This is a genomic window from Enterococcus durans, assembly GCF_002277935.1.
GTDB lineage: Bacteria > Bacillota > Bacilli > Lactobacillales > Enterococcaceae > Enterococcus_B > Enterococcus_B durans.
Window position 1 is genome coordinate 1,413,759 of the sequence record NZ_CP022930.1, and the last position, 12,557, is coordinate 1,426,315.

Sequence of the window (12,557 nt, forward strand, 5' to 3'; positions counted from 1 at the left end):
GGGGGAGAGACAATGGGCGTCATCAATTTTATCATAGAAAATATTTTGACACAGGCATCGATCACTATTGCGTTGATTGCGATGTTAGGACTAGTGTTACAAAAGAAATCCACTGGTCAGATCATCTCGGGAACGTTGAAGACATTGTTGGGATTCCAAGTATTAAGTGCAGGTTCAAGTATCATCGTAGGGAGTCTGACCTACTTTGGTCAAATCTTTACCGAAGGGTTTCAAATGCAAGAAATCATTCCATCTATTGAGGCAATCAATGGACAAGCAATGAATGAACTAGGGCTAGGTAGAGATATTGCGTTAACTTTTTTAGCTATTTTTATTTTTAATATAGTACTGGCACGCTTTACAAAGTGGAAATATATTTTCTTGACAGGTCAAGCAATACTTTGGATGGCTACTATGACAACTGTTTTTGGTTATTTTGCTGGATTACGCGGACTTGTGCTGATACTGGTTGGTGGATTTATTGGTGCAATTTTTGCGATCGCCATGCCAGCATTGGCTCAGCCGATCATCCGTAAAGTCACAGGTTCTGATGACATTGCGTTAGGACATTTTTGTACGATCGGATATTTGTTTGAAGCAGGAGTAGCCAAGCTTTTTGGTGAACGTGGCGAGAATAAAAAGTCGATCGAGGACATCAAATTACCTGCTCATTTTGAATTTTTACAAGATACCTACTTATCGGTCATGGTGGTCATGGTTCCTCTTTATATCATCACGGTATTATTTGCCGGAGAGTCTTTTGCTACAGAATTATCAGGAGGGCAAAATTACATTATGTTTGCTTTCTTACAAGCAATACAGTTTGTTGTCGGGGTCTATGTTTTATTAGCTGGTGTTCGATTATTGCTTGGTGAGATCGTTCCAGCCTTTCGCGGGATCGCAATGAAATTAGTGCCAGATGCCATCCCCGCTTTAGATTGCCCAGTGTTCTTTCCATATAGTCCAAATGCAGTGATCTTAGGGTTTATAACGACGACGATTGGGACAGTCATTGCAATGTTTACTTTACCATTGTTTGGATTAGCGATGATTCTACCAGGGATGTTGACTAACTTTTTTGCAGGTGGTACAGCAGGAATCTTTGGAAATGCTGTTGGTGGACGACGCGGTGCCATCATTGGCGGGATTGCCCATGGATTTTTTATTACATTATTGCCTGCACTACTCGTAACGATCTTCAATTCGATGGGATTCATCAATGCGACTGCAACAGATGTCGATACAGTCGCTGCAGCTTTATTCTATGCGTGGATCTTAAGTCCTATCTTAAAAGTATTTTAAAAGGAAAGTAGGAAAAGAAAATGTTTGGGTTTAAAAAAAAGAAAAAAGAAGTACCAAAAGAAATGCCTAGTCTTTCTGAGGAAGAATGTACTAGACTCCAGCAGGAGATCAAAAAGCTTGAGCAAGAACTTGCTAGTTGTGAAGAGTCAGAAAAACAGGCAAAACTATTTGAACAAATAGGGCTTGACTATGCTGATTTGGATGAAATCGAACAAGCAATATCTGCTTTAGAAAACAGTTTGGCACATAAAGAAAGTATCGGGGATGGGTATAAGCGATTGATGTCCCTTTACAACAGAAAAAGAGGTGAGGCTGCGCGTAAAGGTGATGATCAAGGGATTGATTATTATATGGGGAAAATGGACGATATGCGGCAAATAGCCAAAAAAGTCACGATCAAAGGAAACAACTAATACGATAAAGGTGGATGAACAAATGTATACAACATTAAAAGAAGTAACCAAAACAGCAGAAGCATTGAATTTTACAGTAGGTGCCTTTAATACGCATAATCTAGAAATGTTGCCGGAAATGTTACGTGCAGCGAAAGAGATGGGGGCACCGATCATTATCCAAACAAGTGTCGATACGGCAAGATATATTGGGATGAATGTATTGGTCAACGTGGTAAAAACCATTGCCAATGAAGAAATGATCGATGCAGTTCTTCATTTGGATCATGCACGTGACTTTGACGATATCAAGCAAGCAATCGATAGTGGCTATACGTCTGTGATGTATGACGGCTCTCATTTACCTTTTAAAGAAAATATTCTAAAAACAAAAGCTGTGGTGGAATATGCCCACGCTCACGGTGTTTCTGTAGAAGGAGAACTAGGGACGATTGGAGGTACGGAAGAAGGAATTCACGTAGCTGAGAATGATAAGATCTATACAAAACCAGCAGATGCGGTAGAGTTTGTGGCAGCAACAGGGGTGGACGTTTTAGCAATCGCAATCGGGACGAATCATGGTCAGTTCAAATCAAAAACGGAAGTGAATCTTCCATTATTAAAAGAAATAAACGCTGTAGTAGATGTTCCATTAGTTATTCATGGTGGAACAGGCGTAAAAGAAGAAGATTATCCAGAATTGATCAACAATGGCATTCGCAAATTCAATGTTGGAACAGAATTATTAGTAAACTGGACCAAAACGGCTAAAACAACTTTCGGTGAAACAGAAATCAGCAAATCTCTGCGCTATAATGTTATCCCAGCCAATGAAGCTGTAAAGGAAATCATCAAGCATAAAATCGGGTTATTTTTAAATGTAGGAAATGGGATCTATGCAGAAACAAAGTAAACGAAAAAAGTATTTCATTCTTTTGGCTGGGAGTCCTGGAACTGGCAAAACCTACTTAATGAGCAAACTTCGTGAACGATTTCCTACCATGTATACGATCACACTTGATGAAATCAAGGAATATTATGCAGAATCGCTTGGTTTTAATAATTTAAGAGAACGAGCAGAACAAGAAAAAAACAAAGTCTATCCATTCTTTTATCACGCATTGGAATTATATATGGAAGCTGGTAAAAAAGTGATCGTTTCCGAATATCCATTTAGTGACAAACAAAAGGAGAAACTGCAGTTTTTAGCAAAAAAATATGAGTATGAAGTGATTACCATTCGTTTGGTCGCTGATTTTGAGGTTTTATGGGAACGTCGTCATCAAAGAGATCGCGAACCAGAACGCCATCTTAGCTATATCATGGATCATTACCACTATGGGGACCAATTAGAAGATCGATCATTGGGCACGAATCACATCACAAAAGAAGCATTTAAAAAAATAATTAATGCGCGACAATATGATCGTTTCGCACTAGGAACCCTTTATGAATTTGATGTTACTGACTTTACCAAAGTAGATTATACACCGCTACTCGATCGATTAGAGTGGCAAGTTGCACATGATGAATGATCAAGAATGTCATTTTTGATGTACGTAAAGAAAGTGAAAAATCGGCAGGATAGCATGCATATGATTTAGCAAAAAGTCAATTTATTTCTTACTAACTCTGAATAAACGGCGGGAATAGAAGTTGCCTCTTTTTGAGGAATACTTCATTCCTGCCGCTTTTTTCTTTAACAATTCAGACTGTATTCATTCCAATTCTATTCTCCAAGCATTTTCTGCAACTAGGGGGAGTGAGACAAATCTAAAAATCAGTTTTGCTACAGACTCTCGAATAAACGTTGTCTTGACCTCAAATAAAAAACAAAGAGAGGCGTATATTATTTTGAGCAATAAAATAGCAAGTGGATAGTCAACACGTTGAGAGGGGGGAGAACGGTGTCAAGAGTAATTGCAGTCACACCAGAACAGTTAAAATCTCAAGCAAAAGTTTATTCGCAAGCATCAACACAACTACAGGAGGCAATGCTAAGAGTCAATACGATGAATCAGCAAATTGCCCAAGAATGGAAAGGTCGAGCCTTTCAAGCATATCTTGAACAATACAACCAACTAGAAGGAAGTATCAAAAAGATGGAGGAGCTACTAAAAAACATTGATCGGCAACTAACGAATTACGCGACTACAGTTGCACAACGAGACCAAGAAGATGCGCATTCCTTTGGGTTTTAAACGTAGTCGTGTGTGCATAGCGGCATAGCAAAATGAGTGAAAAAAAGCTTTGTTAGGTACAGTTACAGTTGCCACCCTCTTTTGACTTAGTGATAGTAAATAAAGCGATTCGACTGAGGGAAGAGGATGTCCTAGCTGATGATCCATTAGGAACTGGTGATTCTTTCGCAATAAAAGAAAGCTGAATAATCGAGGGGTTGGTGTTTTGAATGGACAAAGCAAAAGCACAGAAGAACTTACCTTGCAGGATACACAAGATTATGTGGTGATAACTTTAAAAGAAACACAATATCAACTAGAAAGATTGGATCAATACCGTTTATTTTTAGAGAAACAAAAAAATTTCATGGTCGGGGAAATCCTCTCCTCTACAGAAGAAAAATTAGTGATTCGATATCACAAAGAAAAAGGTATGCAGTCTTTAGCACAAATAGGAAGGGGGATCGATCCTTACCAACGATTGGTGATTGCCCAAAAAATGGGAGATCTAGTGGGTTTCTTAGGTAGCCCAGTTCAACCGTATCTCCATCCTGACAATCTATTTATTTTTGGTGAAGAATTGAGGATCGCACATCGGGGATTCATACAAGCCATAGTTCCTTATGTGGCGGAGCAGTCCTTATTTATTAAACAGTATCGTGCGCTGCTCTTGGCTATCTTACATCCTGAAACTGATTATCGAGGATTGATGGAAGGTATCAGTGTATTTAGGGACGTTTTTTCCAAAAAAATACAAGAAGCAGGAACGATCAACGAGCTCCATCAATTGATAGGGACACGGATCGTCCAACAAAAAAATAAACGTCAAACAGAAAATTTCTTTGTGAAAAAACGTAAGTATAGGTTATACAAATGGGGAATGGTGATATTTATTTTCCTAACAAGTTGTTTTATGGGGATAGTTGGCGACTATCAGCTAAAACGAATACCCACACTCGAACGTCTCAGCCAAGCAAAAGCATTATTTATTGATGAGGATTATCCAGGTGTTTTAATGATGTTACGAGAGGATAAAATCGCTGATCTTTCGGAATCTACTCGATATGTATTGGCGGTAAGTTCAGTCCATGTAGCCACATTAGCTGACAAACAAAAAAGAGGGATCTTAGAGCTACTATCAAAAAAAGCAAGTGATGATTTGTTGCTTTATTGGGTGTATATCGGGAAAGGAGCTTTAGAAAAGGCGTTAGAGATCGCCAAGAAATCTGAAGATAAGCCGGCTATTTTATACGTCTATACCAAATTATACGATGAGTCACAAACAAAGTAACAGATGGAGAGTAAGAAAAAACAGGAACTACGTACAGAGTATAGAGAAGCAATTGAGTACTATTCCGATTTAGTAGAAGGGAAATTTATCACTGATTAAAAAAACGTTCCAGTATTCCTATGGATGATAAGCGCCATTCCTCGTTTCACTGACGGGATAAGAAAAAAGCCTGATCGGTCCTCTGAAATCGATGCAAATGAACGTCAATAGCAAACTACAACAAAGGATGTCAAACTAAGCAATGGTACAACGAATGAAAGAATCATTGAAAATAGAACAAGATGAACAGTATCATTTATTCAAAAAAAATTTAGATAAATGACTAGTTGAGATTGTGAAGCAAATCCCACACGGGTATAATGTTCAAAAAAGGAGGAATAAGAAATGAGAATTGCTATTGCAGGTGCTGGCGCGATGGGCAGCCGCTTTGGTTTAATGTTACAACAAGGAGGAAATGAGGTCTTGTTGATCGATGGGTGGGCAGAACATGTCCAACAAATCCAAGAACATGGACTAAGAGCGAACTACAACGGAAAAGAAGTAGTGGCCCATTTACCGATCCTTTTGCAATCAGAAGTAGGTGAATCTGACCAAGTTGATTTGATCATTTTATTTACGAAAGCGATGCAGTTGGAAAAAATGTTGAAAGACATTCAATCGTTGATCAAAGAAGATACGGAAGTATTGTGTTTGCTGAATGGTATCGGTCACGAAGATATCATCGAGAAGTTTGTTCCAATGGAGAATATCTATATCGGGAATACAATGTGGACAGCCGGCTTAGAAGGTCCAGGCCAAGTAAAATTATTTGGTGACGGTTCAGTCGAATTACAAAATTTAGGTGCTGGGAAAGAAGCAGCAGCGAAAGAATTGGCGCGTAAATTAGCGGAATCTGGTTTAAACGCTAAATTCTCTGACAATATTCGTTATTCTATTTATCGAAAAGCATGTGTGAATGGGACGATGAATGGGCTATGTACGATCTTAGACGTGAATATGGCTGGATTAGGCAAGACCACGACCGCACATAAAATGGTTGAAACGATCGTCAATGAATTTGCTAAAGTTGCTGCATTTGAAAATATCCATTTAGATATTCCAGAGGTGATTGCACATTGTGAATCATGTTTTGACCCAGCAACGATTGGAATGCATTATCCTTCCATGTATCAGGACTTGATCAAGAATCATCGCTTGACTGAAATCGATTATATCAACGGTGCTATTTCTAGAAAAGGTAGGAAATACGGCATAGTTACGCCGTATTGCGATTTCTTAACAGAACTTGTTCATGCAAAGGAAGATAGTTTAAATGTAAAATGAGGAAGCGAGATTATATGGAAGAGACAAAACATCTATCACCAAAAATTTTTCTAAATAAGGTACTGGCAGGAACCGCTACAGGAATCATCATTGGTTTAATCCCAAATGCAGTATTAGGAGCCATTTTAAAATATTTTAGTGATTATTCGATAGCAGTGACAATCGCACAAATGGCAGTTGTTTTTCAGTTAGCAACGCCATTGATCATCGGCGGTTTGATTGCATTACAATTTGGGTTTAATCCAATGAAAATGATGGTAGTTGCCGGAGCAGCTTTTGTAGGTTCAGGGGTAGTCAAATTTGCGCCTGATCTTGGGGAAACAGGAACTTATGTAGGTTCTGGAACAGGAGACATCATTAACACGATGCTTACTGCCTCGATAGCGGTTCTTTTGATCTTATTGATTGGTGAACGTTTTGGCTCTGTCGCAATTGTATTGACGCCAATTGTTGTTGGGGTAGGAGCCGGTTTGATCGGGTATTACTTGTATCCTTATGTGACAGCTATTACTTCAGCAATCGGTACATTGATCAATAATTTTACCACGCTACAACCTCTATTGATGTCGATTTTGATTGGTTGTTCTTTCGCCTTTTTGATCATTTCACCGATTTCTACAGTAGCAATCGGTATGGCGATCCAATTAAACGGCGTTTCTGCGGGGGCAGCTGCTATGGGTGTTGCAGCTACTACAATCGTTTTAGTTGTGAATTCGTGGAGAGTCAATAAACCTGGAGTAACGATCGCCATTGCGCTCGGAGCGATGAAAATGATGATGCCTAACCTGTTTCGAAAACCAATCATTCTAGTTCCATGTTTGGTCAGTGCGGTGATTTCCGCTATTCCAGTTGCACTGTTTTCTATTTCTGGAACACCGTCATCTGCTGGATTTGGCGTCGTTGGTTTAGTCGGACCTTTAGCTTCTTTAGATGCAGGATTGAGTCTCGTTCTTACTATTGTATGTTGGCTAGTTGTGCCTTTGATTGCGGCTTTACTGACCCAATTCATCTTTGAAAAAGTATTGAAACTCTATGATAGAGAAGATGTATTTAAATTTTTAGGTTAGTCTGTGAAAAAGTCAGAAAAATTTCCAAGAATATCCACTGACGATAAACTCGTGGGGCTCTGATCAAAAACAATCAATAAGAGTTCTGCTACTGAAAACAAAAAAGGTCGGTTGTTCGGATCAAGTGGAAAAGAAAGTGATTTTTTGCCTCACTTAAGACAGAAAATCTGTTGGAGCCATTCTTGGAAACCCTCTTGGGAAAATTTGGTTTAAGCACAGCTAATAATAAGCTTGGATGTTGATTTTTTCGATTATAGAAAGTCCTTCTATAGTGAATCAATCGTTCATCCAAGCTTATTTTATAGGGAGAATAGCAAAATAAAAGCTATCGTTTGAAAATGTTTAATCGATTTCCTCCGACAAGGAATAAGGTAAAGCACTTTCGTGGTGGTAAGCTGCGTTTGGCACAATACCTAATCTGTAAGAAATCGTTCCGCCTTCTAACAAGTCTTCGTGAGTAAAGAAAAGATCTGTGTGAGGGAGATTTTTTCTTTTTACTTCATGAATAAATTGATGCTGCGGCTGATTAGGTGACGTTTCGATAGTCAGCGTCTTTCCGTTAGATAAGGCAATGGTTGCTTTATCTAGCAGTGGCATTCCAATAACGTATTCGCCTGTTCCTGGCGTTACAGGGTAAAATCCTAAGCTATTGAAGATATACCAAGCAGCCATGCTGCCATTGTCTTCGTTTCCTGGATAACCGGTCGTCGTATCATCAAAAGTCTGTGTCAACAATTGTTTGAGCAAAGGTTGAGCCATTTCTGGTTTTCCGATATAGCTAAAAAGATAAGGATAATGGAAACTTGGCTGATTCGAGATAGCTAACTGACCAAATTCGATAGCGGCCATTTCACTCATTTCATGGATCTCAAAACCATAGCCTCCCACTTCAAAGCTTGGTGCTTGGTTGCATAATTCGATCAATTTTTCTTCAAATTTTTGCTTTCCGCCATGGGCGTTGATCAGGCCAGCGAAATCGTGGTAGACAGCAAAGCTACTTTGCCAAGCACTACCTTCTGCATAATCTTGGCCCCAACGGATAGCAGAAAAAGGTTCTCTGAAAGTTCCGTCCACATCTTTGGCACGCATAAAACCTGTTTTTTGATCGAAAACATTTTGGTAATTCAATGCCTGCTGCTGATAATGTTGGTTGATTTTTTCTTTTCCTAGCACTTTAGCTACTTGGCTGATACAAAAATCACTGTAGGCATAATCCAATGTATGGTTGATCGACTCATGATAAGTGCTTGGTACATACCCATATTCAAGATAGTCTTTTGTTCCTTGTCGTCCATAGTTTTGGTTCGCACTTTGAACAGTAGCACCTTTATGCATCGCCTCTAAAAATTTTTCCATCAAATCTTCTCGAATACCTTTCACCGCCGCATCTGCGATAACTGCATCGATCAATGTACCTGGCATCAAACCACGTTCATCAGGCGAGAGCCACTTTGGTAAGAAGCCGGTTTCATTATAACTATTTAAAAAGCCTTCGAGCATTTCCTCATATTTCTCCACGGCAATCAAGGAATAAAGAGGATAAACAGTTTTATACGTATCCCAAAAGCCATTATTTGTGTAGAGTACACCAGACTTTACAGTGCGGCTAGTCGTATCATAATGGATTTTTTGACCATTAGCATCGATCTCATAGAAGGTCTGTGGGAATAAGAAAGTCCGATACAGATTATGATAAAAGGTACGTGTTTGTTTTGGATCATGATGTTCGATTTTTATGCGATCAAAGTAGTCTTGCCACTGGTTTCGGCTATTTTTCAAATAATCAGCAGCTTCTTGATGAAGCTCTTGGTTCAAATTATAGTGAGCTTGTTCTTCACTGATAAAAGAAGTTCCCAGTTGAGCAACTAAATTCCTAACATCACCAAAATACAATGGAATGGAATCGGCTTGTTCACCGGAATTTGTTACACGAGTTTTCGCTAAGAGCGGCTGATTGAATTTTAGAACAAAATAAAACGTAAAATCAGGATCTTCTGAGCCGGCAAAATGCGTGATCTGGCCGAAAACGGTATGACTATCTTTTACATTTAGAGAATATTTTCCAGGAAAAGTCAGAAGTAAACCGCTTTCTTTTTTGCTATAATCAATCGTTAAGATCCCGCCATACATACTTGGAATGAGGGTCGATTGTGTTCCGTCACGCAATTGACGAATAGATACGTGTGTTGGTGCAAAGATACTTTCTTCTGGTCGATAAGAGCTTTGCGCATGGAATAACGTATTTTCTGGCAATTCCCCTGTGAAAGGGGTCATGACAAAATGACTGAAATCACCCATCCAAGGACTTGGCTGATGGGTAAGACGGTAGCCTTGAAACACACGATCTTCTGGATGGAACCACCAACTGCCTTTTTGATCTGTTGTTTGTGGTGCAAAATAGTTCATTCCAAAAGGAACGCCAGTGTAGGGCTGGCAATTCCCGTTGGAGAAATTTGGTTGATTCGCGGTACCGTGTCGGGTATCGATTTGTTGGATGTCCATATTACATCTCCTTTGTTGAGTGTCGTTTGATAAATGAAACTGGATAACTACTATCAGCGGGTATCTCTTTTGTCTGTAGCCATTCAATGAGCGATCTTCCTGCAATTTCCCCTAATTTATGAAAATCCTGAGCTACGGTGGTTAATGGAGGATCGACCAGAGCAGCGGCCTGGATATCATCAAAGCCGATAACTGAAAAGTCATTAGGAATGTCATAACCATGTTGTTTCAAGTAGTTCATCGTTTGAATGGCGACAAGATCGTTTTCACAGACAAAAGCTGTTACTTTATGGTCATTGACATAGTTCATCAAGGTATCGATCGTGGCACTTTTATCATCTAAAGGGGTATGGAAAGGCAATTTTGCTTTATTCAATGCCTCTAAGTAACCCAAATAACGTTGGCGTACAGATTGTGGATGAGTCTGTTCGCCAAAAAGATACGCAATTTTTTGATGTCCTTCTTTTATTAAGTGTTCCGTAGCTAGAGAACCGCCTTGGAAATTGTCTGAAAGAACAGTAGGAAAAGGCAATTCATAGATTTTCTTATCTAAAATGACCACTGGAAATTGCTTCAATGAAAGTTCAAAGAGCAAATCGAGGTGATGATCTGTATCAAAAGCATAATAGATCAAACCATCAAATTCCTGCATAAGTTCATGTGCTGTTTTATTCGTGAGAAAATCTAGGGTAGTCATCATGACTTCCAACTGCTGTTCTTGCATGACAGGATTCAATCCTTTGGTAAAGTCACCTACGGAAAGATCTGACAAAAAAGGCAATAGGAATAAAATACGACTATTTTTAGGAAGCACTGCATGTTGTTCCACACTAGTTGCGGCCTTAACAAAGCTTCCTTTTCCACGTACCCGATAGATCAATCCTAATTGCTCTAATTCTGTAAGGGCTCGTTTCGAAGTGATTCGACTTACTTGATATTTTGCTGATAATTCTTTTTCTGTAGGGACTTGGCTATCGACTGGCAACGAACCGTCAGCAATAGCAGCTTTTAGGTCATTGAATATTTTTTGGTATAACGGTTGATCCATAAAAACACCTTCTTATATGATATATCATAGATAAATGATAGCATAAAAAAGGGAAAAGTAAATAAGAAAAATCTCATTTTGAAAGCGTAGACATTTTTCTGGCAGAGAGGTATAATTCGTTTGTGATATACCAAACCGAAAAGAGGGAAAATAATGGCTTATAAAGATATACCAAATTCAGTTAAACAATTTATGGAAGAAATAACAGAAAAATGCGGAGATAAACATGCGGATTGGGCGGAAAACTTTTCTGCGGCATTTGCGAATACACTGTTAACGACTGTAAAACGTCATGAGGATGGAACGACTTTCTTATTAACTGGCGATATTCCTGCGATGTGGCTACGTGATTCTACTGCACAGGTACGTCCGTATCTTGTACTGGCAAAAGAAGATGAAGATTTAGCCGACATGATCAGTGGGTTAGTTAAGAAACAGTTCAATTACATCAATATCGATCCTTATGCGAATGCATTCAACGAAGAGGCGAATGGGGCGGGCCACCAAAACGATCATACGAAGATGAATGACTGGATCTGGGAACGAAAATATGAAATCGATTCCTTATGCTATCCGGTGCAATTGGCCTACCTATTATATAAAAATACAGGACGCACAGATCAATTCGATGCCTCTTTTGTAGAAGGTATCAAAAAAATATTAGGCGTCTTCAAAACAGAACAGGACCATGAAAAATCGCCGTATACATTTGTGCGTGACACGACACGCAAAGAGGATACTTTAGTAAATGATGGGCGCGGTGCCAAAGTTGCGCCGACTGGCATGACTTGGTCAGGGTTCCGTCCTAGTGATGATGCATGCCAATACGGCTATCTAGTTCCTTCCAATATGTTTGCTGTTGTGGTCTTAGAGTATATAGAAGATATCTTTACAAACATTCTTTCAGAAGAAGCATTGGTAAAAGAAGCGAGAAAATTAAAGTCAGATATCCAACAAGGCATTGATGATTTCGCCTATACACAAAATCAAAATGGGGAAAAAATCTACGCTTACGAAGTGGATGGTCTAGGAAATACATCGATCATGGATGATAGCAATGTACCTAATCTGATCTCTGCACCATATCTAGGCTATGGTTCGATGGATGATCCACAGTACCTTGCAACTAGAGCGACTCTATTGAGTAAAGAGAATCCATATTTTTACGAAGGAGAATATGCGAAGGGAATAGGTTCTTCCCACACACCTGAAAACTATATCTGGCCAATTGCTTTAGCGATGGAAGGGATGACGACTGAGGATAAAGCAGAAAAAGAACGGATTTTAGATTTGTTAGTAGCGACAGATGCTGGGACACACTTGATGCACGAAGGCTTTGATGTGAACAACCCGCAAAATTACACGAGAGAATGGTTCTCTTGGGCAAATATGATGTTTTGTGAATTAGTCATGGATTATTTTGATATTCGAGTAGCGAAATAGGAGGAAACA

At 39.2% G+C, this 12,557-nt stretch carries 11 protein-coding genes; 9 read left to right on the forward strand and 2 right to left on the reverse strand.

The genetic code is table 11. The features are described 5' to 3' along the window. Positions 1-12 precede the first annotated feature (12 nt). The 8 genes from CJZ72_RS06785 to CJZ72_RS06820 all read left to right on the forward strand — a co-directional run bounded on the left by CJZ72_RS06785 (position 13) and on the right by CJZ72_RS06820 (position 7,555). Positions 13-1,302, forward strand: coding sequence for a PTS sugar transporter subunit IIC (locus CJZ72_RS06785; protein WP_095443708.1), 1,290 nt, complete (start codon positions 13-15; stop codon positions 1,300-1,302). 20 nt (positions 1,303-1,322) lie between these two features. Further along, positions 1,323-1,715, forward strand: coding sequence for a hypothetical protein (locus tag CJZ72_RS06790; protein WP_081134653.1), 393 nt, complete (start codon positions 1,323-1,325; stop codon positions 1,713-1,715). 22 nt (positions 1,716-1,737) lie between these two features. Further along, the gene (locus CJZ72_RS06795; protein ID WP_081134651.1) at positions 1,738-2,607 is read left to right on the forward strand and encodes a class II fructose-bisphosphate aldolase; all 870 of its coding nucleotides are present in this window, start codon (positions 1,738-1,740) and stop codon (positions 2,605-2,607) included. Continuing rightward, positions 2,591-3,229 carry an AAA family ATPase gene (locus CJZ72_RS06800; RefSeq protein WP_081134649.1) on the forward strand — a complete coding sequence of 213 codons (639 nt, stop codon included), beginning with the start codon at positions 2,591-2,593 and terminating at the stop codon, positions 3,227-3,229. Before CJZ72_RS06795 ends, CJZ72_RS06800 begins: the two co-directional genes overlap by 17 nt. A gap of 372 nt (positions 3,230-3,601) precedes the next feature. Beyond that, entirely contained in the window at positions 3,602-3,895 is a 294-nt protein-coding gene (locus CJZ72_RS06805; protein ID WP_081134648.1) for a WXG100 family type VII secretion target, read from the forward strand. A 205-nt stretch (positions 3,896-4,100) separates the two neighbouring features. Then, the gene (locus tag CJZ72_RS14710) at positions 4,101-5,165 is read left to right on the forward strand and encodes a type VII secretion protein EssB/YukC (RefSeq protein ID WP_095443709.1); all 1,065 of its coding nucleotides are present in this window, start codon (positions 4,101-4,103) and stop codon (positions 5,163-5,165) included. Positions 5,166-5,549: 384 nt separating this feature from the next. Then, positions 5,550-6,488, forward strand: a complete 939-nt coding sequence (locus tag CJZ72_RS06815) for a 2-dehydropantoate 2-reductase (protein WP_005876117.1) — start codon at positions 5,550-5,552, stop codon at positions 6,486-6,488. Positions 6,489-6,502: 14 nt separating this feature from the next. Next, the gene (locus tag CJZ72_RS06820) at positions 6,503-7,555 is read left to right on the forward strand and encodes a PTS transporter subunit IIC (RefSeq protein WP_081134644.1); all 1,053 of its coding nucleotides are present in this window, start codon (positions 6,503-6,505) and stop codon (positions 7,553-7,555) included. A gap of 342 nt (positions 7,556-7,897) precedes the next feature. Here the strand turns inward: CJZ72_RS06820 and CJZ72_RS06825 are convergent, their stop codons facing one another. Together CJZ72_RS06825 and CJZ72_RS06830 are read right to left on the reverse strand one after the other, a co-directional pair. Next, on the reverse strand, positions 7,898-10,057 hold the full coding sequence (locus CJZ72_RS06825; protein ID WP_232509799.1) for a GH92 family glycosyl hydrolase: 2,160 nt from the start codon (positions 10,055-10,057) through the stop codon (positions 7,898-7,900). Between the two features lies 1 nt (position 10,058). Continuing rightward, positions 10,059-11,105, reverse strand: a complete 1,047-nt coding sequence (locus CJZ72_RS06830) for a GntR family transcriptional regulator (RefSeq protein ID WP_081134642.1) — start codon at positions 11,103-11,105, stop codon at positions 10,059-10,061. A 153-nt stretch (positions 11,106-11,258) separates the two neighbouring features. Between CJZ72_RS06830 and CJZ72_RS06835 the strand changes: the two genes are divergently transcribed. Beyond that, a complete protein-coding gene (locus CJZ72_RS06835; RefSeq protein ID WP_081134640.1) occupies positions 11,259-12,548 on the forward strand; it encodes a glycoside hydrolase family 125 protein in 1,290 nt (429 codons plus the stop codon). The last annotated feature ends 9 nt before the right edge of the window (positions 12,549-12,557 follow it).